This window comes from Nostoc sp. ATCC 53789, assembly GCF_009873495.1.
GTDB classification, from domain to species: Bacteria; Cyanobacteriota; Cyanobacteriia; order Cyanobacteriales; family Nostocaceae; genus Nostoc; species Nostoc muscorum_A.
On sequence record NZ_CP046706.1, the window covers coordinates 128,188 to 152,682 of the forward strand.

16 protein-coding genes are annotated in these 24,495 nt (G+C 40.7%); 2 read left to right on the forward strand and 14 right to left on the reverse strand.

The window, feature by feature from the left end; translation table 11 throughout:
* Positions 1-128: 128 nt before the first annotated feature.
* On the reverse strand, positions 129-4,919 hold the full coding sequence (locus GJB62_RS33995) for a hypothetical protein (protein WP_114083936.1): 4,791 nt from the start codon (positions 4,917-4,919) through the stop codon (positions 129-131).
* 47 nt (positions 4,920-4,966) lie between these two features.
* Here GJB62_RS33995 and GJB62_RS34000 point away from each other — a divergent pair, with 47 nt between their 5' ends.
* Positions 4,967-5,497 carry a hypothetical protein gene (locus GJB62_RS34000; RefSeq protein WP_245246316.1) on the forward strand — a complete coding sequence of 177 codons (531 nt, stop codon included), beginning with the start codon at positions 4,967-4,969 and terminating at the stop codon, positions 5,495-5,497.
* A gap of 295 nt (positions 5,498-5,792) precedes the next feature.
* On the opposite strand, the gene GJB62_RS34005 is transcribed toward GJB62_RS34000, so the two are convergent.
* The 5 genes from GJB62_RS34005 to GJB62_RS34025 form a co-directional block, all read right to left on the reverse strand.
* A complete protein-coding gene (locus GJB62_RS34005; RefSeq protein WP_114083938.1) occupies positions 5,793-6,194 on the reverse strand; it encodes a hypothetical protein in 402 nt (133 codons plus the stop codon).
* A 107-nt stretch (positions 6,195-6,301) separates the two neighbouring features.
* On the reverse strand, positions 6,302-6,640 hold the full coding sequence (locus tag GJB62_RS37810; protein WP_199346471.1) for a hypothetical protein: 339 nt from the start codon (positions 6,638-6,640) through the stop codon (positions 6,302-6,304).
* A 98-nt stretch (positions 6,641-6,738) separates the two neighbouring features.
* On the reverse strand, positions 6,739-7,551 hold the full coding sequence (locus GJB62_RS34015) for a hypothetical protein (RefSeq protein WP_147262544.1): 813 nt from the start codon (positions 7,549-7,551) through the stop codon (positions 6,739-6,741).
* Between the two features lie 10 nt (positions 7,552-7,561).
* Positions 7,562-7,942 carry a hypothetical protein gene (locus GJB62_RS34020; protein WP_114083940.1) on the reverse strand — a complete coding sequence of 127 codons (381 nt, stop codon included), beginning with the start codon at positions 7,940-7,942 and terminating at the stop codon, positions 7,562-7,564.
* The gene (locus tag GJB62_RS34025) at positions 7,935-9,038 is read right to left on the reverse strand and encodes a ParM/StbA family protein (protein ID WP_114083941.1); all 1,104 of its coding nucleotides are present in this window, start codon (positions 9,036-9,038) and stop codon (positions 7,935-7,937) included. The genes GJB62_RS34020 and GJB62_RS34025 overlap by 8 nt, the downstream gene beginning before the upstream one ends.
* Positions 9,039-9,609: 571 nt before the next feature.
* Here GJB62_RS34025 and mobF point away from each other — a divergent pair.
* Positions 9,610-15,459: a MobF family relaxase gene (mobF, locus tag GJB62_RS34030; RefSeq protein WP_114083942.1), complete on the forward strand. Its 5,850-nt coding sequence runs from the start codon at positions 9,610-9,612 to the stop codon at positions 15,457-15,459.
* A 21-nt stretch (positions 15,460-15,480) separates the two neighbouring features.
* Here the strand turns inward: mobF and GJB62_RS34035 are convergent, their stop codons facing one another.
* The 8 genes from GJB62_RS34035 to GJB62_RS37815 all read right to left on the reverse strand — a co-directional run bounded on the left by GJB62_RS34035 (position 15,481) and on the right by GJB62_RS37815 (position 24,228).
* Positions 15,481-16,242 carry a restriction endonuclease gene (locus GJB62_RS34035; RefSeq protein WP_199346470.1) on the reverse strand — a complete coding sequence of 254 codons (762 nt, stop codon included), beginning with the start codon at positions 16,240-16,242 and terminating at the stop codon, positions 15,481-15,483.
* A gap of 284 nt (positions 16,243-16,526) precedes the next feature.
* Entirely contained in the window at positions 16,527-17,753 is a 1,227-nt protein-coding gene (locus tag GJB62_RS34040) for a hypothetical protein (protein ID WP_114083944.1), read from the reverse strand.
* Positions 17,746-18,162 (reverse strand): hypothetical protein, encoded by a 417-nt coding sequence (locus GJB62_RS34045; protein ID WP_114083945.1) that lies wholly within the window; start codon positions 18,160-18,162, stop codon positions 17,746-17,748. Before GJB62_RS34045 ends, GJB62_RS34040 begins: the two co-directional genes overlap by 8 nt.
* 260 nt (positions 18,163-18,422) lie before the next feature.
* Positions 18,423-20,186, reverse strand: coding sequence for a TraM recognition domain-containing protein (locus GJB62_RS34050; protein ID WP_114083946.1), 1,764 nt, complete (start codon positions 20,184-20,186; stop codon positions 18,423-18,425).
* Complete coding sequence (locus tag GJB62_RS34055; protein ID WP_242060913.1) at positions 20,183-21,388, reverse strand: hypothetical protein; 1,206 nt, start codon at positions 21,386-21,388, stop codon at positions 20,183-20,185. Before GJB62_RS34055 ends, GJB62_RS34050 begins: the two co-directional genes overlap by 4 nt.
* Before the next feature lie 97 nt (positions 21,389-21,485).
* Positions 21,486-22,283, reverse strand: coding sequence for a hypothetical protein (locus GJB62_RS34060; protein ID WP_114083948.1), 798 nt, complete (start codon positions 22,281-22,283; stop codon positions 21,486-21,488).
* Entirely contained in the window at positions 22,280-23,785 is a 1,506-nt protein-coding gene (locus GJB62_RS34065; RefSeq protein WP_114083949.1) for a hypothetical protein, read from the reverse strand. Before GJB62_RS34065 ends, GJB62_RS34060 begins: the two co-directional genes overlap by 4 nt.
* Positions 23,782-24,228, reverse strand: a complete 447-nt coding sequence (locus GJB62_RS37815; RefSeq protein WP_245246325.1) for a hypothetical protein — start codon at positions 24,226-24,228, stop codon at positions 23,782-23,784. The genes GJB62_RS34065 and GJB62_RS37815 overlap by 4 nt, the downstream gene beginning before the upstream one ends.
* Positions 24,229-24,495 lie beyond the last annotated feature (267 nt).

The following is a 24,495-nucleotide window of genomic DNA, read 5'->3' on the forward strand; positions in this document are numbered from 1 at the left end:
GTCCTTCTGAATTCAGAAGGACTGAATAGTTAAAGAATCAGGAGAACATTTGATGAACAAATATACCAATCATTCTATATTCCTGATAAATTCTGACTCCTGACTCCTGGGTACTGAATTCTTACAATCTATCTTTGTAACTCTATTTGTTGCCCTTGAGATTTAGCTAATATTTGATCAATTTGAGTATTAGCATCCTCAAAAGTTTGCAATATCTGTGGAGTTAGTTTATTAGTCTGTACCCTCCCAGATTGCAAGTTTAAAATTACCTCTCCATCTTTCTGCAAAATAGTTAAATCCCTCTGCTGGGTATTGAAAGCCAAGTCATAAATTTTCCCTTGGACTTTAGTACCATTTTCATCAGATTTACCCCAGGCCATGCCAATCTTTTGAGCAATTTGAGTCAGCCGACTGATGGCTTCAAGTTCAAATTTATCTTTATTCATTACTGTCAACGCTTCGGCTGATAATTGCTCACCAGCTTTAAACCCATAAGCCACTTCTACAATGCGTTTTTTGTAATTCTCCGACTTCCCTAACTTATCTGCGGCATTGTACCAATTTCTCAAATCATCAATAGTGACTGTCGGGAGCTTCTCTACACTTAGAGGTTCGGTTTTCACACCATTACTAATGTCTGGTGTAGAAGGAGTAGTGGAGAGTAATAGAGTTGATTGGTTAGGTGGGGATTGTGCTGTTTGTTCTGGTGGTTTCAAAAACTGCGGTCGTGTGGCGAGGGAATTAACCCTTTGTTGATACTCACTATCCGTTTCAATAATTGCCCCGAATTTCTTGGTCATGCTCTCCAAAGTTTTGGCAGGGATGGAGCTATCAACCAAGTTAAATACGGCTAGACCTTTTTTGGTTTCCCTGATAACATCTTCCGTTGGGGCAAGCGAGAATTTAACATTTTGAGCAGTTAACCATTTTGTCACAGTCTCAGCTTTCTGGTTGTCAACAGCCAAGCCCATGACTCCAAGTTTTTTGTTTGATTGGGTAGAAAATAAGAAAGTAGGACGCTCTTTAATCTGATGTAGAATATTCGCACTACTCTCAATCATCTCTTGTTGTTCAGAATTAACCGATTGAGTCTCAAAAGCCTGAAATTCCTTCGTCCACTTCTGGGGATATTCAACGGTATTAGCGTCTATTTGAGCGCAAATAACAGAAAAATTACTTTCAACGATTGCAGGCGCGAGTGTAAGTTTTCCGGTTTTGAGCAATCCAAGTTGTCTGAGCGCGTCTTTGTCTTTTTTGAAGTGCAATACCCCCAAGGGTTCACCATTCAAAAACACAGCATCCCTAGTTTTAGAAGCTGAGGTTTCGATAGTCAGTTTTCGGTAATCTTGATCATTGAATGTCTGACCAGAAAAATCATAGAAGTTAATTTTATTAATTTTGAGGAGATTACCATTTGGGGACTCACCCAGCACAAAAGCTTGATCTCCTGTCTCAGAGATTGACGTGAGCTTTAATTTTAGGGGATTACCATTTTTGAGATAATTAATTTCTTTTAACTGTTGGACAGAATCACTGTCTAACTCACCCAGAGTCAAAGCATCAATTTTGATTTTTACTGTTTTATCAGGAATCGGCACAGTGCCAAATTCTAAGTTTACGGGTTCGGCGTTAAAAACAAGTCCTGCATAAGAGAAGTTCTTGAGTTCACGGATAGTAATTTCAATCGGCTCGTTTCCTGGTAGTCCAATAGTTGCTTTGGCAGTCGCGGGTTCCACGCCAACGAAACTAGCTTGTCCCTTTGTGCCAATAGGTAACATTCCAGTCCTGGTTTCGAGCATGGCGAATTCCTTATATTCGCCGTCAGTATCGCAGACAAACAACAGCCTGGAAACGTGGCGTTCATGTCCTGGTGGATGGTGAGAAGCTCTGATTTCTATCGGGTGCTTTTCGTCTGGGTTCCACTTTCTGCCCAAAAATTGATTTGCTTCATTATGAAGTGTGACTAACTTCGGTTCGCTAAATTGCAGTTTCTCCAAGCGGGAGATAATCTCATTGGGGAAAGCAGCGAAAGCAAAATTGGAGACTTTTTTAGCGATCGCCTGGGGGTTTGCGTTTTCTTTTCTTGCAACTTCGAGTTCATCCTGGCGGGATGCACAGATATTCCAAGCGGCGGCGGATAGAGCAAGTTTTTCTGACTCTGGGATAGAAGCGTAAAATGCGAGAGCCGCCTCTTGTGCCTTGTCGAAAAGTAATTTAGTTTGGCTTCTAGTAAGTTCTGGTTTTAGTTCTAGGAGTTTAGCTCCCTGCATGGTCATCCCCGATTTGAGGTTGTGGTCAGTCACAGATTGTTGGCTAACTGTCCCCAGGTTGCGGTAGGCGGGTTTTCCATTTTCCCCAATCTCACCATCTATCTGTGCAACCGCTAATAATTTATGGGGGCGTTCACTGTTTGTGAATTTAATCTCATCTAGGCGAATATTAAGTGTCTGGGCTTTCCAGATTAAGGGATGCCCGTAACGGGTGAGATTGCCAATTTCGAGTTGCATCCCTTGTGGAGTTTGGATGCTTGCTGATGGGCCCTTCTCGGTTTCTCTGAGTCGCTCCATACGAACCGCAGTGTTGAATTTCTGATCAAACTCGTACTTGGCGGCGATCGCTGCAAATTTTTGCTGTGGTGTAAATTCTACCCCTTTGAACAAGTCTTTAAACTGAACTATGGGACGCGATTCTAACTGTGATTCTTGGAAATATTTATTAGTTTGGCTAATCAATAATTCTACTGGTGAGTAGCCCTTTGGTGTTATCCCCCTCCTTAAATAAGCTGACGCAGATTTCTTATCTTTAATATAATTAACATCACGATACAAATAGCGGCTGTTCTCCCGGATTTTATTCATCTCAGGTTTTTTAGCACTTTTGAATAAATCAACCGCTATTTGGTTTTGATAACATCCTTCTTCAATCATGCTCCGGTACATTTGACGGTTAATGTCCATCGCCTGCTGAATAGTTTCTGGCGTTCTTTGAGAATGAGCAAGTTCAACAACCCCTTGCATATAAGGCTTGTATTCTTCTCGAATTAACTTTGGCTCTTTCTGGCGTTCTTGCTCAAACAGGGTTTCGTAATGGTTTGAAACTTGGTCTAAATAAGTTGATTTCTGCTCAAAAGTACCGTAAGTCTTTAGTACCTCAATTTCTGATTCTAATGCCTCCAGTGCTGTCACTTGATTGTTGATTATGCCCACGCTGATGCTATCGCTCATGTGGATAGCGATTTCTTCAAATGGGCGCTGGCTTCCATCGGTGGGATCATAGAATGATTGTTTTTTGAGCTTAACTGTGGGCGAATAGGCGTTTTGGGGAAGATTCCTTCGCTCTGCCTCTGCTGTTAAATTGGGATATAAGCTAGCTCTTGCCACACCAATGCAGTCACCGTCAAAATCTCGTGCTTGGCGTTCTGATTCGGTTTCGGCTGGATCGATAAAATCAACATCGATTAAGAGCGCTTCTAACTGTGCAATTCTTTGCTGTATACGCTTGTGGTCTTCGTCACTAACTACGATTACACCTTTGAGGTCTTTACCATCTGGGCCGAGCCGATCTTCAACGTGCTTGTTAGCAGACACACACAATCCGTTAGAATTCAGAAAAGGAGAACGGAAGTTAAGAATTTTTTCTTCATTCTTTTCCCATGAAACACAAATTTCACCATTTTTGAGTTCCTTGGATGGAATAATCATCCCTCGGTCAAAAGTAAGCGTTTTCCCCAGAGCGATATCTCGCCATTGGCTCTGTACAAACCGACTTAATTCCTGTTTAACTTTTTCCGTTTCTAATAACTGCTGATGACCCAACAAGTCAGCTTTGATGAGCTTGTACATGAACAAGTCATCTTTAGTACCCTCGTCATCTAATTCTTCATCTGCATCTAAGTCATCATTTGTCCCTAAGTTTTTAACATCTGCTTCAAGGCTAGTAAGTTCTCCTATTTTTAATTTACTTTGGTTCAATGATTCTTTGCGTTTTTCATATTTTTCACAATAGTCAGCAGCAACTATTCTTGGGTCATCTTGAATAGAGGCTAGTTTTTCAGCTTGTAGCTCTAATTCTTCGGCAAAATCTTTAATTCCTTGGGGGAAAGATGCTAAGAGTTGAGAGATAGACATTTGACCTTGCTGTGATTGTCCTTTTTCAGCCAACCAAATATTTTGCTGATATAATCCTGGCTTAATCTGTGGTTTAGTCGCCCTTGTTGGTCTGTCCTTATCTGTTCCCTTAAAACTACTTATGGGGAGAATTATATCTATTTTTGGTTTATTTTTAGGATCTGCATATTTGATTTTATCAAGCTTGTATGGTCGCAGTGTCCCTTTTCCAAAACGATATTTAGTAGTATCTTCTCCGTCTCCTTCTATCCAACCAAATCGATGCTGAATAACACGGTAGCTTTTATCTTGCTGTGATTGTCTTAAAGTTAGCTTGTCATAAAGTTGGGTTGAAATTTGTCCATAACAGTCACCAACTAGTTTATATGCTAAATCATTTGATAATATTCCTCCGTTTTCACCCCTGTTTTCAGTAGAATCATCTACTACCAAAATGTTTAGCTTTTCGTGAATCGCATTTTTACAAGTCCCCAGGAAGATGGAACCATAAGCACCCCTGTCTTTACTGTCTGGACAAATTTTTTGAATCGTTTCTAAACATTCTTTTTCTCCATAAAGTAAGCGGGTCTTAGAAGATAATAATAAAATGTGTCCATCTGGATGATTCCTTAAATTCTCGTCTGTACTGTATTCATCTGAGTGCCCAAAGGAAAACTCTTTGTTAGGGAAATATGATTCTAGTAAAGTATTACTGAGCTTTTCAGTTAAAATTGATTGAGGACTAGTCTGATTATCATCTACATAAATCCATTGATTTAGCCTGGGGTCGAAATGCTTGAATTCTAGAGTCATAAAATTGGCATTTTGATGAACATTAATTAAATTTTTGAGAGGTTGTTATGTCGAGAATAAAGCGTTGGGTAAATATGAATAAAAGAGAATTCAACTCAGATGGAAGTTTGAAGGATGAAGCCCGACAACAAATGTTGGCTACAGGAATGAGTAACGAAGCAATTAATGACTATGCTCTCTCGTTGAAAGAAGAATACGACGAATGGAAGCACCTGGATGAGACTGACCCAGAGCCGTGGCCAATCTACACAGCCTACGATTTCTTCACTGAACAAGAGAAAAAGGAATTTAACCGTGATGGTTCTCTCAGACCTGAATATGTAGAATACGCTCGTAAAATTGGCATCAGTGAAAGTACTTTGGAACACCAAGAGTGGCGTAAGAGAAACGAAGTCGAGAATTATGATGCTGTATCTGCCGAACATGCAGAACAAGGCATTAACTTTGGTGAAGAACGGATGAAAGAAAGGATTGAAGACAGCAGAACATACGCTCAACGCCGCCGCCAAATGGAACAGGACTTGCGGAACTTTGAGCCGGAAGATAGCTTGCCTTTTGATAAAAACACTTCCTATTAAACCCGGTGAGGTTATGCTGTAAAGAAAGTTTTCATCCATCAAATACAGTGATTTTATCTGAATATGTGAAAAAAAGCGATCGCCTCACCTTGGGCATAAAGTAAATATTCATAAACTACCTTTTTCACTTGGTTAACTAGAAAAATTTTAGAAATTACCGAAGAAAGGCAGTTATTGTTGGAGGCTTTAGAAAACAATTCTTCCCTCTGCCTCCTGCCTCCTGCCTCCTTACTGATGGGGTATCATAGTCAGTAATCGCAGTGCAGTAAATAAATATACCGCGCTGTTACTGTGTTTATTTATGATGTTTTTTACTGTGTGGTGGGGTGTTTTTTGATAATTGTTTGCCAAGAGATAATTCCGACGAAGAATTATTAGATATTGGTGAAGTAGCTATTTTATAAATGGCAAAACAGCAAGAAATAGCGACTAGGGAGATTAAAGTAGCCTGACCAATTATTTGCCACAAGTTGAAAGTCAGTTTAGACTGAGTTCGCCTAAAGAAAACAGACTCTAACTCTTGGTGAGTCGTGCAATTTTTCAAGTACTCTAAAACTTGCAGACATTGAGATATGTCCTCGCCTTTGTGGACTTTTTGGCACAGCAGAATTTCTAAGCGTTCAATGCGACGTTCTGGAGTAGACAAATTAATATCGTCCCAATCATCCCAAAGCTTGGTTTGTTGTAGTTCAGACATGAGCATTTCTTAATTATTTACGAAGCCCCTTTGGGGCGGCAACTCTTAATAAAGAACTCTTAACAGGAAAAAATTAGCCCTGAATGTAGGGTTTAAAGCCCCTAAATTTATTTATGGGGATTCCCCTGTTCCCTGTTGCCTATTCCCTGTTCCCTCTTAAGATGTTTGGATTTGTTCAAGTTACGTTCGTACTCAGCAAGGATATTTTTGAATTGTTGGGGAAGAATCACGGTTTTCTTATCAAATCGCAGTAAATAACATCCCCCAGAGCCACTTTTACAAGCGATGGTGGTAGGCCAGTTGAGTCCTGCGATTAGCCCAAGAGTAGCGAATGTAACAATGGCAGTCAGGAAAAATAAAGTACCAGAGCAACCAGAGCCGACCCAAGCACCAATCCAGAAAAGCAACTCTTTAACTTTTTCAAACCTCTGTTGGCGATGTTTCAACCATTCTTTGGACTTCTTTAACTTTTCAACAGCTTTAACATCAGATGCCTTCTCGATTTTCAGATCGATGGTGCGTTTTTGGTCAGCAATTTCTTGTTCTAATCGGTACTCGTTCCACTCTCGGACACGTTGGGCGATAGCATCGGCGTGGGCGAAGAAAGCGGAAAATCTTTCATCGGATAGTGATTCGAGTGATTCGCCATTAGAGTTTTCAATGGGGACTTTCCCTCAATGCGCTCCAATATACGTTGTTCTAGTCCCGAATAAAAATTCTTAATATCCTGTTTGTTTTCCGAAAGTGCGCGGAGTACATTCTTGAGATACATTTGGTTGACTAGCCCGGGAATATTTTGAGCGCGTTTTCGGGTAATATTATCCACTAAATTGATCAATTCCTCTTCAGAAACAGATGCTTCTTCACCAAAAAACTCAGCAATTAACTGGCTCTCATCTTGGGGTTGAACTATGCCAAAGTGAGTAGCTACATCAAAATATGTTTTATTTTGCTCCTTAATTAGGTCGCAAGCTTCGAGAAAACGCTCACACTCCAACTGACGATACTCCTTCTGATTTGGAGATAGTCCACAAGCGCTGATAATCTCAATCGCTTCAGTTAGTTCTAGCTCAATGCCGTACTCTGATTTAATGTGAGTTAACATTTCCAGAATATTCATTGGTGGAAATTCAGTTTTATCAGCACGTTTTTTCTCTTGTCTTTGAAAATGTGCAGCTGCTTGTTTATAGGTTTTACCCTGTTGAATCAACGCTCGGATCACATCAAAACGAGACTGAATTTCTTCATCACTGTAAGAAGGCTGGTCAATAGCTAAACCACTTGCTGTCAACGTGGCATCAACGTCTTCTACAGAGAGTGAATATGTTTGTTGTAGCAGTTCTTTGGTATAAGGCATAAATTTATTCCTAGTTAAATGCATTTTCTAGTAAACAATCATCATCTTCGTGAGTAGGTGAAGAACTCAAATGTGTATCAACCTTGTCGGCAGGGTTTGTAACGATTAGATGACTTTCCAGTTCTTGCTCCAAGTTAAAAGTTTGAGCTAAATAAATAATTTGTTGTTGCAGTTGGTAAATTGAAATTCTTGCCTTTGATTTTAAATCTGATTCTGAGAACCCTCCTAACCATCGGCAAGCTATCGGATGCCAAAAGGCAGCGATTGCCCAGATAATCATGTTTTGTCTCGGAAATTCAAGAGTTTTATTTTTGGGACTCAGATATTTTAAAAGGGGAAGATAAGGAGATGAAGTACTGAACTGAAAACGAAAATCAACTTGTTCAGGCATGATTTGCGACTTGTTGAGAATTTTTACAAAGATAAGAGAAAAAACCGTAGTTATCAGTTAAGCGAAAGGATAAATCTGATTTAGGTTTCTCAGATAAAAATTCTTGCTGTACTAAATATTCCAAGGCATCACAAGAAATTTTTTCAGGACGCGGAAATAATCGATTCAATTCATTCTTGAAATAGTGGGCAGTTCCACCAGCAAAAATAATCTCATCAATATCTGATGGAATATAACGATGCAAATAACTTGAAAGCACTGCCCAATATTCTTCACGAGCAATACTGATTGCTGATTTGATTGATTGAATTTCTAATTCTTGTAGCAAAGCATCTTCGACTCGAACTAAAGGTAATAAGGCTTTTAGATTTATTTTGGAACCAGCAGCACTAATAGCAGCCGCAAGAGACAGAGGTTTTTGTCCAGCTACCCGACGCTGTACTGATGATACTAACTTATGAAACCCTAAGTCTTCTGTAACTCCACTTGTCATCGCACCCTTATCCATAATCAAAATAGAGGCATTGCGAAAGCCAATCATCACCACCGCTACTTTCCGTGAACGCAAATTATGAGTAGTTGTACGTCCTCGTGAGAGCAATCCAAATCCTTCAGGGCGGCAAACAAACTCCACTAGCTTGAAAGAGCGTTTTTCACCTCTCCATTTAAAGTTGAGCAGAGCGCCTGTAATCGATATCTCAAATAATTTGCGATCCGAGTATTCTCCGTAAGGAAACAAGATGCCCAGACGAATACTTGCACCGTTGGCTAACGACTTCTTTTGAGCTATAGCACCCACTACAGCCAAGGTTTTATAAATCGCTAGCTCAAATTTTGGCTGCTCTAACTTCAAATCTGCAAAAAACCTCTGACAAATTAATCCTATACCCCAGCATTGCTGATTGTATTCAATCCAAGCTGAATTCTCTGGAGAAGATATACCAATCGCATCCTCCTCATAACTTAAAAGGCTTTGTTTCGGGATTAATGCTGTGTAGGGTTCCATCAAAAGCAACTCCGGCTTACTTGAATCTAGAGTAAAAAAAACTCTACTCAAGGATGCTCCCGGATCGAATGAGATTATTAAATCTGCCATCTACTTTCAACAAAAATTACTCAACCATTTCATCAAATCATAAGTCGCTAATAGCGCAATTATGGCAAATTTATGGAATTTGATAAAAACAGGCTCAAACTCATATAAATCCGTCACAACTCTGGCACAAGTCTAGCATAACTCTGGAATCTTAAATAGTATTTATCAACAATTTAATTTTGTTGATAATCAAGCGCTTTTTTCTCCAAAAAATGGCGCAACTCTGGCGCAACTCTGGCGCAACTCTGGCGCAATCCCTCTAAATACAGGCGTTTTTAATATATATACTATTACAATGATATTATTCTTTTGCTAAAGCAATAATAGCAAAACCTTACGCACAGTACGCCAAATTTGGCAGAAAGTTTTAGACGATAATTTGCTATATTTAAGTGCATGAGAGTTGGTGAATAAAAAATTTGTTGCTGTTATTGTCTCATCAAAAAATTTTAACTCGGCATCAAACCAAAGCGAGTTTGATGTCGGCGTTGAACAATGACTTCAATATTTTTTGGGAGTTGTTCAATAGTCGTCGAGTTAAGTTATGTTTTGCTGATGGCAGAGGTGAGCGATGCTAACAGCTGCTAACGTGTCATCAGAGATGGCAGTCAACTACTTCATCAAGAACTACTATCACCAAGGCAAGTCACGCTGGAGTGGTCAAGGTGCAGAGAAGCTTGGTTTATCAGGAGCAGTTGAAAATCAGCAAGCGTTTAAAAATGTCATCTCTGGGCTTTCGCCTAATGGTCGTGAGCAACTTAATGCCAGAGTACTAAAGCCCGACCAACGCAGAGCAGCGTTAGACTGTACATTCTCTGCCCCCAAGAGTGTGAGCCTAATGGCGTTGGTAGGTGGAGATGAAAGATTAATTGCCGCGCATCATCAGGCATTAACAAAAGTATTAACGTTGATGGAACAACGTTACGCAATAACTAGAGTGACACAAGGAGATTCTCGTCACAGGGTAAACACAGCTAACTTGGTGGTTGCAGAGTTTGACCACATCGAGAGTCGCTCCTTAGACCCCCATCTCCATACCCACTGCTTAGTCATGAACACAACCCAGGCAGACGGTAAGTGGATGAGCTTGGTCAATAATGAGATATTCGCCAACAAGAAATTCCTGGGTATGGCATACCAAAGTTATCTGGCAACAGAAGTAATCAAGTTGGGGTATGAGGTCGAGCCACGTCAACATGGACAATTTGAGATCAAGGGGTTCAAGGAACAAGACTTAGAGGCGTTTTCAAAACGGCGGCAGCAAATTATTGCGGCGGGTGCATCAACTACATGGGCAGAACGCGAAAAAATCTGGGATAACACTCGGCAGTGCAAGCAAAAGGTAACAGAATCGGAACTCAAATCACTGTGGAATGAAGAAGCTGCGGCACTGGGCATCAATTTCTCTCTTCCTGTTGAGCCAAATAGTTTTGTACAAGATTCTCTTTCACAACAAACTCTAGAAGATGCACTCGATAATGCAATTGCTCATTGTAGTGAGAGGAATGTCGCTTTCAAGCAGGAGGATTTGGAGAAATTCATCCTTTCTGAAAGCCTCTTCACTGATGTGACTGCAATTGAGCCATTGATCAAGCAACATCAGGAGTTAATTGTTCTGCCTTACGTGCAGATGCAATACACAACATGGGCAGCAGTAAAGCGAGAACTGGCTACTATTGAATTAATGCAGTCGGGACAAAGCAAAGTAAACCCTATCTGCTCAACTCCAGTAATTGAAAGTCAGTTGGATAAAACCTCACTAAACCTTGGGCAGAGGCAGGCAGTTAGTCTAGCTGCAACGACGACAGACCAATTCATTGCGTGGCAAGGGGTAGCTGGTGCTGGTAAGACTTTTGCCCTCAAAGAATTAAACGCGATCGCACTCGCCCAAGGCTATACAGTCAAAGCTTTTGCCCCTTCATCAATGGCGGCTAAGGTATTAAGTGAGGAGCTAGGCATACAAGGCGAGACTGTAGCCAGTTTATTAGTGTCTGAGCCAGCACCCCTAATTGAATCAAATCAGATTTGGATTGTGGATGAGGCAGGTTTACTTAGTGCCAAAGATGCTCATGCCCTGTTAGAAAGAGCGACCACTGAGGGAGCAAGATTATTACTAGTTGGCGATACCAAGCAATTATCGGCAGTAGAAGCTGGAAACCCATTCAAATCCTTGCAACAAGCTGGCATCAAGACCGCGCACTTAACCCAATCAAACAGACAGAGGAACCCGGATCTGAAGATTGCAGTAGACCTAATTGCAGACGGGAGAGTAGAAGCGGGATTTAAGCAACTAGAGACTATAGGCAGTATTCAGGAAGTATCGCCCGATACTACAAGAGAGATAATTGCTGCTGACTATATAGGATTAACGAAAGAGCAACGAGCGCGAACATTGGTACTGGCTGGCACAAATGTAGAGAAGTTGGCACTTACCCAGGCAATCCGAGGCAAGCTAAAAATTGAAGGAAGTTTAGGGGCTACTGCAAACATTACCCAGTTGCAAGCTCTAAACCTGACCAAAGTGCAGCTACGCTATACCCATAACTTTGAACTAGGTAATGTGGTGATGCCAACGCGCAACTACAAACGCCGGGGTTTAGAGAAAGGTAAGCTGTATGAAGTCGTCGGCAAGAACACCGACCGATTAATTTTGAAAGCAGACGATGGAAAGCAGTTAGAAGTAGATGCCAATTTTGACAAAGCTGTTTACCAACGCGAGCAAATTGAGATTGCTGTAAGCGATCGCTTGCAATGGAAGAAAAATGACCGCCAATTACAAAGGCGCAATGGTCAAGAATTTGTAGTTACGGCGATTGAGGGAGATTCCGCCCAAATTCAGTATTTAGATAGCAATCGAACTGAAACTATTAACCTAAAACAGGCGCAAAACTTAGACTACGCGCTTGTCAGCACAATCTACAGCAGCCAAGGCAAAACCACTGACCTAGCCTTGATTGCGGCAGACTACACCATTGGGCAAGAAAGTTTTTATGTGGCGATTAGTCGAGCTAGGCATAACGTTAAACTTTATACTAAAGACAAATCAGAATTGCTGGAACTGGCGCAAGAGTCTAAAGCCAAAGATAACGCTTTAGAATTGCTGATGAATTCCTTAAAAGTAGAACGAATTCAGGCGAAAACTGCCTCGGTCACTCTAAGAGCTAATGAGCCAGTAGTAAAACTTGAAGTTGCAATAGCAGAGCCAGTACTAAAAGCTCAACCATCAATCACTGAACAAGTCTCTTTGTCAGTTAATCAGCCAGTTAGTCAGCCAGCCCCATTAGTTACAACGAGTTTAGAAACTGTAGCCAAACCCACTCTCCAAGAAAAACGTAGAGATGATAGAAAGCCTCCTGTTTTTTCAAAACCAGTATTAAAAACTGCTGTACCAACAGAAGCATTTTGGACACCAAATCAGACTGAAAAAATACCTAATTTTATTGAACCAAAGCACTGGCAAGAGTTTGAATCAAGTGCCATTCACCCAGAAATTGCAGCGCTAAACTTTGAAAGCCTTCAGTTCAACTATGCAGGTGGTGAGCATGAGGCTTGGGAAAGGCTGATGGTTAGTGAAAAACTTAATCGTACAAATACGGGGCGACTTAGCGAAGGGTTAATCAAAGCCTATTCTCACCTTGATGCTGGTGGTTGGTGGTGTGATGCTGGAGTTGACCCACGTTGTTTTAGAGATTTAACCCCAGGTGATAAACCTGCAAGCAAAAGATGGGGATGTTACAAGCCGAACACGCCTAGACCCAAAAAAGATGAGTCTGGGCAGATAATTGAAGGGAAATTCATTAAATATGAGCATCCCCCAAAGGTTGAATTAAGTATATTCTTGCTCAATGTCTCTGAAGATATTGCCGAACGCATTTACTCCAAACATAAAGTTAACCCCACCCAGCAGGAGCGTAAATCGGGATTTTGGTATTGTGTGTGGAAATATAATTTACCGTGTGCCATCGCAGAGGGAGCCAAAAAAGCGGCCAGCCTGTTGAGTCAGGGTCACGCTACCATTGGGCTACCTGGAATTTCAGCAGGATATCGCTCTCCAAAAGACGAGTTTGGCAAAAAAATCGGTAAGTCCTATCTTCATGAAGAGTTAGCCGTTTTCGCCACACAAGGGAGAGTTTTCAAGTTCTGCTTTGACTACGAAACCAAGCCCGAAACTAAGCTCCATATCGAACGAGATATTTCCGTAACTGGAAGATTGTTACAAGAAGCTGGAGCAAGAGTAAAAGTCATCAACTTGCCAGGCCCAGACAAAGGTGTTGATGATTTCATCTTCGCAAATGGGCCACAAGCTTACGAGAAATTGAGTCATCTTGCTGCAACCTTTCGGGACTGGCAACAGCAGAATCAGCATTCAAAGGCTGCGGCTTTTGCATCTTTGCGTAAGCCAATACCAGAACAAAGTTCTATACAACTTGAGGGAACAGGCAACAGGGAACGGGCAACAGGGAATGACAAATTGGATCTCTTACCAACACACAGGGAAGAGGAAATAGAAAAAACTGTTGCCTGTTCCCCATTACCTGTTCCCTATCTTTTACAAAATAAACCACAGGTACAAACCCATGACTTTAACCAACGACAACAACCTAACTCAGATACAGTTCCTAACCGAGAAGATAGAGCAATTGACCCAGAAAATCGAGCAGTTACAAACCAACAGCCAGCAGATGAGCGAGCTAATCAAGTTATTAGAAACGAGTCAAACCGAGAAACTAACCGAAATGAGTGCGAGTCACGCGAATTTCTTGCAGCAATTAACCGAGATGCTGAACTCGAAAAAGTCTTCGAGCATGGAGACGATATTGCAGGAATTAACCAAAGCTCTACAGATGATGGGCTTCGAGGTCAACGAACAGAGAAACTCTCAAGACAAGTTAACGGACAAAATTCAACAATTTTTAATAGAGAAGCAAATTATGTCCATTCTTCACAACCAGCCACCAGAAAACTCTTAAATACAATCTCTGATTATGTTGAGCAATCAGCTATTGAGTCTGCTTTAACCCAAACAGTATTAGGGCTAACAGAACAACTTTCTCAATCTCATCAACAACTTGTTATTACTAAAAATACATTCAATGACTTTGATGAAGCATTGACGGCTGAGTTGCAATCTCATGCAGAAAATAAAGCTATTCTGTCAATCTCTGATTATGTTGAGCAATCAGCTATCGAGTCTGCTTTAACCCAAGCAGTATTAGGATTGACAGAACAACTTTCTCAATACAAAGAGCAACTCGTTGCTGCTAAAAATACATTCAATAACTTTGAAACAGCATTGACGGCTGAGGTACAATCTCATGCAGAGAAGAAAGCTATTTTATCAATCTCTGATTATATTGAGCAATCAAGTATTGAATCTGCTTTAGCCCAAACAGTATTAGGATTAACAGAGCAACTTTCTCGATCTCATCAGCAGTTAGTTGAAGATAAAACTGCATTTAATGACTTGGAGGAAGTATTTACGGCTGAGTTGCAATCCCATGCAGAAAAGAGAGCTATTTTATCAATCTCTGATTATATTGAGCAATCAGCTATCGAGTCTGCTTTAACCCAAGTAGTATTAGGATTAACAGAACAACTTTCTCGATCTCATCAGCAGTTAGTTGAAGATAAAACTGCATTTAATGGCTTGGAAACAGCCTTGACTCAAGAGTTAAAATCTCATGCAGAAAAAGGAGCTATTTTATCAGTCTTTGATTATATTGAGCAATCAGCTATCGAGTTTGCTTTAACCCAAACAGTATTAGGGCTAACAGAACAACTTTCTCAATCTCATCAACAACTTGTTAATGCTAAAAATACATTCAATGACTTTGAAACAGCATTGACGGCTGAGTTGCAATCTCATGCAGAAAATAAAGCTATTCTGTCAATCTCTGATTATGTTGAGCAATCAGCTATCGAGTCTGCTTTAACCCAAGCAGTATTAGGATTGACAGAACAACTTTCTCAATACAAAGAGCAACTCGTTGCTGCTAAAAGTACATTCAATAACTTTGAAACAGCATTGACGGCTGAGTTGCAATCTCATGTAGAGAAGAGAGCTATTTTATCCACCTCTAACTCTGTTGAGCAATCAGCTACTGAGTCAACCTTAGCTAAAACATTACTAGCAGAATTAAAGTTGCATCTCAAACAGATGATTCAGGGTTTAGATATTGAAAGATTGGCAGAAGTAGTTATGGAAGTAGGAAAATATATCAAAGGTGAAAAGGTAACAGGAGCAAAGGTCAGCGAGTTATTTACGAGTGTTACAACTGATGCTTTAGCTTTGACTTTTGAGGAAAAAATGAACATCGTTAGGCAACTGATTAGAGATGACAAACCATTGATTCTGAAGAGATTGAAAATAAATCCTCAACAGTCAGATGACAACGGGGAGCAGATCCGGTTTCGGCGCTAACTAATCAATTGGAAATGAAAATTAAGACTTACCAATTATTGTTATTCCCACTATTTTTAACTGCTTATTTAAGACAAAATTTACTAGTTTCTGACCGCTTACTAAGATTATTTTATTGGAGCGACGAATCAACTGTTTTGACAACTGTCCAGTTATGCCAGTATGCACGAAGAATCCACCGCTGGCTCTTTCATGCTCAATACAAGACAGAAAATCTTTGATGTGTTCTGCATTAATGTGATTAGTGTAGCGTTTAACCTGGATTACATAGAGCTTTCCCAAAATTAATACGCGACCGTCTATACCGCCGTCACCAGTGTACCGGAAGTTGCGTTGGATTTGCCAGCCCTGTTCAAGGCAGCAAGTAAGTACCAACTCTTCAAAAACGTAAGGTGATATCCTACGCAGTGTGGCGATTACTACTGATAATTTAACAATGGGAGTTATGCTCCGAAGCCGTTGCAGCACTTGAGAGGCGTACTGAATATTTGCCTGCTTTTTAAGCTTTTTAGCTAATCTAACCCTTCGCGTTGTTGCTTTGCTTAGTGGTAACTGCTTTTTAAAATTTTTAGCTAAGAGAGCCTTTTGTGTCGGTGCTGGGCTTTGTTGTACAAAATTTTGAGGTGAAATTGACGACGCTTTTGTACTCTTGGCTGGTAATTGGTCAGGTTTAAAATCTTGGGAGCGATACTTTGGCTCAGGAAGAAGAGGTGGAAAAAAACCAAGCAGCCAAGCGAGAAAAATTACCCCACCCAGTACAAACAATAAAGCAATAGTAAGCATTTTCACCACCTTGAAGGAGCCTCTTATCCCAATACGGTTCGGTTAAAGGGGAAAGGGGAAAGGTTTTATTTTAAATACATCCTTTACCCCTTACCCCAAAACCATTTCCCAGACCACAAGGAAAGTTCATTGTACTTATCCGAACCGTGTTGCCTCTTATCTGTGCATTTCTCACAAGCTTGAGGGAAGGGGCAGAGGGGAAAGAACTTGTACAATAACTCTCCTCTGCTCCCACTAGCGAACCTGCACAAGCACAGGCTTTGAGCATCGGTGAGAAATCCGGGTTATCTGTGCATACCTCTAGATTGTGATTCTTGTTGAGAATCCTGCTGAATTTGATGATGCATATCAACAACAGATTGAACCTTACCAAGTGCCTGTAACTGTTGGTCACTTACGTTAGGTGATAAAACTCCATCAGTGAGAACAGCATCGCCGTTTTTGGCACGAACGATTACATTATTGCCAAGGCGTTCAAAGTCAAAGCTTGTACTTTTAAAACTTTTAGAACCATCAGGGTTATCTTTGCCCAAGATATTCAACAGGGCTTTGACACTTTGCTCAATTGCCTGACCTTTGACATCATCGACAGCAGCCCGTAGTTCAGTTCGAGTATTGTCAATGGCTGACTGAACACCCTTAATCTTTTGCTCAACCGTGTTTTTAGCACCATCTACTTGTGTACGTAACTCTTGAGTTAAGTTACCAACTTGTTGATTGAGTTCATCCCTGGCTTCATCTAGTCGGTTAGTAACTTGTTGCTCTATTTGAGCTTTCATCTGTGCAATTTCTTTCCTTAACTTCGTCACTTCAGGGGTCAGCGCATCTTTAAGGCGCTCAAATGCGTTTGAAGCCGTTTTCTTTACTTGACGTTCAACTGACCCAACCCAGTTTTGAAGAACCGTATTTTGAACTTGTGGTAAAAACCGTTCATTTACTTGGGACAAAGCTTTTTGGGTGTTCTCAATCAACTGTTGTTGCTTTTCTAAAGACTTGCCCATTTCGCTAACTTGAGCAGCCAGTTCTGACAAGGATTCAGGTGTTTGTTCATTTTTTTTGAGACTGTCAACAAGTTTTTGTTGCGACTCTAGTTTAGATTGCAAAACAGCCACTTGTTTTTGCAAAGCTTCTACACTGTAGATTCGCTCATTACTTACAACTTTATTTTTCGGTGATGGGGGAGCTAAACCTAATTTGTCAGTCAGTACCTCTCCATTTTTAATGTGGAATACTTTTTCATGACCAATTTTAATAGAAATTGCACCTTGAGAATTTTTGGGGTCAGACAGAGCTTTTTTTAAGTTCTCTACTATCGTTGGTGTTAATAAGTTTTTAGAGGGTGATTCTCCCAATATTCCTTGATAAACTTTGCTAGAGCTAGAGTAAATATGAACATCCTTGCTGGGATCTAATCCTTTTTCTTTAGCTTTCGCATGAATGAGTTTGAGGAGAGATTCTAAAATGTCTAGATAATCTCGCTTAATTTCTTTCGCTTCACCATCATCAATCATTATTTTCGCCTTTGAGAATTGACTGTATTAACAGTTCAGGATTAATCGCTACTTCTGGCAAAACTATCCCACCGAGTTTATTAAGAACCTGTCTTCCTTCAACTTCAATGTAAGCAAATTCTCCATCAATCATCACTGTTATCGATGATGTATTTTTTTCAGCCTGAGATGGGACATAATCTTTCAGAACACCATTTAACACAAAAATATTGGCATCATCTGCATCGCTACTATAGACTTCCAGACACTTAGGAAGATAGTTAGCATCAAAAGGCAAGTTATCCCAACTATCAGCAGTGTTCAAAATTTCGCTTGGATATTTATCTGCGAGGGCTGCTATATCAGGAGGGAGTTTTGCAATTTGTTTTCTATCATAATCAGAGAACGGGTAAAACTTACTTGATGACATGAATTTTATCCTAAGTATTTTTGATGATTGAAGAAGGGAACTCTTAATAGGGAATAGGGAATAGGGAACAGATAAGAAACTAAAGTTTCAAAGTTTAAAGCTCAGTCAAAAAATGTTTTTTGAGATGCGTAACACGAAAAAAACAGTGTCATTATTTCAATCTCATGTTTAAAAAAATGAGTTTTCCTGTTCCCTCTTAAAAGTTCCTTGTTAAGAGTTAATAGTTCCCTCTTCCCCGTTAAGAGTTCCCTTTTTATTGCCTAAATCAAACTAGCATATTCTGATAGCTGCTCTTGAGTTTCTATCAAAGGCAACAATTTTAATGCCTCTGCCCGACGAATTCTCATTTCTTCATCTGCTGGAGGTTTCAAAATAGACTTCATGGCTAATGACTTTTGGAACTTATACCAAGCTTTTACACTCGCCGCTTCCGAATTAATCTCATGTTGAGGAATATGAATATTTTGCAAGATTGGTATACTTATCTGTCCGCGAGAACGGAAACCTGGGCTAATTATTACAGCTTTCCCCTCTGGTAAGGTATTAAATTGATTGATATCAAATAACTTGCGAGTACTGTTTTGGTCAGAATTAGAAATACTTGCACCGCCTTTTCCTCCTGATGAACGGGAACGTTGCTTGTATTTAATCTCTTCATCACCTAAGAACTTACTAAAACGTTCTGCTGCTACATCATCTTGAGGGTTAAAGAATGCTTTGGTAGCACATCCTCCAAATATGGCATTTGTTGTATTTTCTCCATAAGATTCAATTAGCATTGAGAGATTTTGTAAACCTAAGATAGAAATTAGTCCATCCTCCCGGTTTTGGTTCAACCAATCCACCAAGGCTGGTAAATATAATGTTGGTAATTCATCAATCCCAAGCACAAGAGGACAAGCGCGTTTATAGGCGACATTTCTACTTATTATTAAATGCAGAATGGAGACAAGCAACGGTGCAATTACATCACGCTTTTCTTTGTTCATCCCAAATATCACCATCTGCCGTCCTTTCAAGTCCAGTGGAATATTGGTTTTTCCGCAGAAAGCTGCCAATGCTGCCGGAACCATAAATCGGCTGAACAATCCGCTTGCTGTTCCCACAATACTAGCTGCTGTCTCTGGGCTACCAGCTACAGATACAAACTGAGCGAAAGCTTCCCTAACCATGAAATTCAGGTTCTCTACAATTTCCATACGCTTGACTAGCTTCGGTAATCCGAGAATTGCTTGGCACATCATGATATCTGGGTATTGTGTTCCTTTCGCCAGCATAAAAACTGCTTGCACCAGTTGATCTCCTGCATTGCTGAAGAAGCTATTTCCTGAATCATCCGAACCGAGTTGAAAGTTGCGGTTGAGTGTGATTGCCAGCTGCCGTGCCATTTCCGAATCTTCATTACTACGAAGAAAATCTATCGGATTGGCAACTGCCGACTCTGCAAAACCTGGAGCTAAAATGGTGACTTGATAACCACGTTTTAGGGCGTATCCTGCTAGTATTGGTGCTTGTCCTTTAGGTGCATCTGTGGCTGATTCAAGCTGTGCATACTTAAAATCATAAAGTGCTAAGGGGAATCCTTGATCTATTGCTGAACGAATCAACGGATTAATCATTGAAAATGATTTTCCACAACCTGGGCCACCACAAACGAAAATCCCCCGTTGCGCGTCTGGTAGGTAAAGTGTTGCTGGATCTTCGGGAATGCACGTTTTTCTGACACCATTGACAATTTCACTTTTTATATTCTTGGGAGTCCCCACGTACAGCGACACACGATTATGTTTACGTTTATTTATTTGTTTGCACGCTAGTTTCCGGGCTGCTGTCTTCTCTGTTGTTCCACCCCATCGGGCAGTAGCTAGTTTAGCAATACCTCCTTTAGCATCAATATATTTAGCCACCACAATTACTGCACCACAGGCTAGTAATCCAAGTCCAGCAGGTGAAATTAGTGCAGACTCAAGTCCTGGTGGAATGAATTGGTTAGCATTTACTTGCGTGTTGGTCGTTGTTGTCATTGTCCGCTTCCCACAATAACTAGATTATTTTCATTTACTGGTATCCAAGGCACTGGCCCAATAAAATAGGGCGTACAAGTTTTTTGCATAAAAGGAGGACGCGCACAGATCCGAAAGAATAAGCCAAAGTCGGCAGTCCCCTTGGATTCATTCACTCCGGTCAGCGCCACCTTAAAGCCACTACCATATACCAGCCGTCCTGTCGGTTCCTTCCCGGAATTGACCGCAGCCAAGAAACCATAACCGCCCGATACTTGCTGTGATGACCCAGAAGCCCAGCGCTTACCATATAATGCACCCTCTGAGCCGGAGAAATCGCCCATTTCTAGATATGAGCATTCTTTACCAGCAGAACAAGCACTAGGTACAGTTTTATCGCCCCTTACTACACTGCCAGAGATAAAATAATTATTTCCAACCCTCGCATCACCTTTTTCAGAAGTACCAAGAACTACAGAAGCAATTCCCACGACACCAACGCCAGAATTAATTGCTTGAGGCATCTTATCGAAGGGTACTTGGTTTAATCCAGGGACTTGGTTAATATAACTTTGCTGCCATGATTTAAATTTCCCTAATTGAGCTTTGTCCAACCCAGGAATTGAATCAAGAGAATACTTATTTAGATCAATCTTATCTAATGTCAAATCTGCGGCTTGAGGATTTGAGGCTATGGCTTGAGAAACAGTGCTGCTACCCAGTCCGCGATTCTTAGAGAATAGAGCGGCTAGTGGGGGAACCTTAGATAGGTTAACCCTGCCCAGTTCGGGCATTGCTTTAACTAATGTTTTTGGCGTTTGCCATTGCATTAGCCCAAAGTCTTTGAGGGTGGGTTTAGTGGTTGTGGCTGTAGTGGGCAAAGCCACCGTGCCAATGGACTTTAAGCTCAAGGCAGACATCTTAAAGGCATCATCCGCATCACCCAGCATCACAACAGAATCAACTTTTTGTCCTGCTGTCCACGAGCGCGAGGGGTCGTATCCAAAAACTGAAATCAGGTTTTTAGGGATTGTTAAAAATCCTGGCTGCTGAACGGGCGGCAAGGTTTCCCATGTGATTTTCGACCAGTCGGGGGCAACCGTTTTGTACAAGCCTTGAGAATACTCAATTGTCGGGGTAGTTGTCGGTGTCTGCGCGATCGAGGCGGAAATTGGAGCCAGGGTAGCCAACGCAGTCAGTAGAAAAGTTTTAGATTTCATCATTTTGTTTTAAGTAATCGGGATATTGTTGTTTCATCTTCATTTCTAAGCAAATACAGAGAATTACCTATTTCTTTACGAATAAATTTTCAGAATTTGCTCACAATTGCCCCCATTCAAGTAATTGGTGAAAGGTTTTAGCATCGACTTTAGAAAGTGAAATTGCCTCCTCTCTACTCTTGCCACGCCGCAATAGTTTGATAGCATCTTGCACCTTGTTCCATGTGGTAGATCCGGGTCGAACCTCACCTTTCCGCCCAGCCTCTGCTAGCCCAAAAGCGAGAGCATTAGCATCGTTCCTCTGAATTGCACCGTTTAGCGTAGTCCCAGGATTGGGGCGTAAAACGGCAACAGGTTGAGGCGAGGGCTGCGGGAAGTCTGACGGCACTGATTGCGGTTTTTCAACTGTTAGGGGAAGTGGCGATAGTTCCGGGCTAATTGGCAATGGGCGATCTGAGTCAGATTTAATCACCAAACTCGTGTAAGCTGGGTTGCCACTAGCGGGAACTATCTTGAATTGATATTGCTTTTCATTAGTAAGTAATGTAATTTGAGTGCTTCCATTGCTGCTAGAGGTAACAGGAAACTTGATCGGGTCAATCTGGCGAAGAAAGATTACAGTTGCTTTACCTCCTACACATTCAGAATCGTTGGACTGCTTTGGGCATAAACCACCGTTTGAAGTAAAAGTAATTCTAGAGGGGTCGCCAATCCAAACTTGTTTGATTGTTTCACCTGTAGGCATCAAATTAATAGTCAGTCCATAACCTTTCCAAATTTTCAGTTCCAGAAAATTAGAATCAACATCTTGAGAGTAAACAGTTCTAACACTTCCAGCTAAAACCTGATGAGAGTTAATTAACAATAATGTTGCAGCTAGGGCTAGAATCTTTTTCATAACGAAATCGTTTGATTAACGAATACCTGTACTGTCTGACCAGCATCAATCACGAACACTTTTTCTTGGCTATTTAATTGCCCAGACCGACTTTGATTAGATGCTTTAATACCTTCGAGAACATTGTTAAATGCACCTTCACCAAAAGCAGAGGTGATATTTTTATCATCATTAGTAGTTGTAGTACTAGAAAATCCATTAGTATTAATGTTGGTCTGACTTCTTGGGCGATTCTGGATCTCAGCAGCCTTGGCAACACCGGCGATTACGGCCGACATCAAATCACCTCCTAAATTACTACCTTTGCGAGATTCGGCTTTGAGAAAACTGCCGTTCTTCGACATAATTAAAACGGCGTTTTCTGGCAGTTTCTTTTCTTGGGTGTTCCCTTCGGAATTAATTAAAACTGAAACCCCGCGCAATTGGGCAAATCCTGAGCCATTTGAATTAGTCAATTGAGCTACCAGATAAGAACCTGTAGGTAACACTTCACTACCATCTGATGCTTTCAATGGGAGGGATATTTTAATCAGGTAATTTTGACCGATATCATCATTAGTCCCCCAAAATATTGGTGTCTCTAGCCGTCCTTCTGTAGTACTACCAACTAAAATACGCTTTGTATTATAATCAGTTGTTTGTGCAGTAGTTTGATTTTTAATTTCTGTACTTGACCCTATTCCCCCTTTTATCCCACTGGGGTTTAATTGTTCATCATCAGAGTTGACTGAACTACTGAAACTACCAACGTTTGCAACAGCAAGCCATTGTTGCATCGGGTCTAGAGGTTGAGTTTTTACAGCCGAACTTGCATTGGGGATTACTCGTGCTACTTGTTTTGGTTGAGGTTGAGGTTGAATAACTGGCAACGAGCGTCTAACCGATGTATTAATTCTCGGTGGAAAGGGATTTCTAGAAACTGTTACTGGTTGTGTACGCTGAGGTATTGTTCTTGTCGGTGGTGGAGCTACCGTCACAGGTGTGAATGTGGGACTAGGTGCTGCTGTTGCTTCTGCTTTTTGATCGCGGATTTTCTTAAATTCCACATTCTGGCTAGTCAAAGCTAAAGCTGTTTTATTTTGTCCAGTCTCATCCTTGACTGGTTCTTCTATTGCTTCAAGACTTATTTTTGGTGATTCTATTTTTGTAGTAGAAAAGTTCAGGGCATTCATAGAACCATTAATTAGTCCGCCAACAATCATTATAAAAATCAATATTATCCCACCGATAACAGCCATCTTTAAAAGTGGGTTTTGCGGAATTGTACGAGTAGTTGTGATTTCTTCTGGTTCAGGAGCTTCTGTATCAGCTAAGGATTGAAGCTGAATACTTACCCCATTCATCGCGGCGAAATCTTTATCTTTCTTATCCAAAGAACCTGGGTTAGCTAGGTTATTCTCTACTCTCTTGTCTGACTGTTCTTTTGCTAAAAATTCTGCTTCATCCTCTAGGGGGTGAACGTTTCTTTCATTTACTGCTGGAGATTCTTGCGTTTGTGTCATAAATTCAAATCTTGAATTTTATATATTTCTAAACCTGCTTTGCGGGCACGATAAGCTGTTTGTTGAAACTCAGATGAAATCTGCGGTAATGTCGGTGTGTCTATCACTTTGACAAAAACACTTTTGTTAAACCCTATTGGTTCTCCAACCAGATTATTACCCTGAAAAACTATTACTTCCCCTACCATATCTACTTGAAACTTTCCTGATTTTACTTTTTTAGGTTCGCTAAGTAAACTGATTTTTAAAATTGATTGAGTCGTACCATTAAATACATCTGGTGGTGTGAGATTTCCTATTTCTTTCAGAAACTCAGCACGGAAATCTTCTGATAACGCAAACCCTGTAGCCCATACATTCGTTGTAATTTTGCTATTCCCTGTTTGCACACCCACATCAAGCTTTAATTTTTTAATAGGGTCTGCATCGTAGTCACCAGTCACTTTTGGCAATGTATTCCAACTCAGTAACCCTGTCATTGTCTGCCCGACAAAATACCTGATGGCTTGAGGCGATCTCGACTCACTATGTATCGCGCTAACTCTTATAGATTCTCCATCATTTAATTCTACTAATGTCGGTGCTTTCGAGTTAGCTATAGTTCCGACTCTCGCAAAATTTATGATTTCTATTAACAGTAGTAGGCTCAGTAATACTGCATTCCCTATCAAAAATATTGGAGTGAAATTTAATTCTTTTTTTTCTAGTAG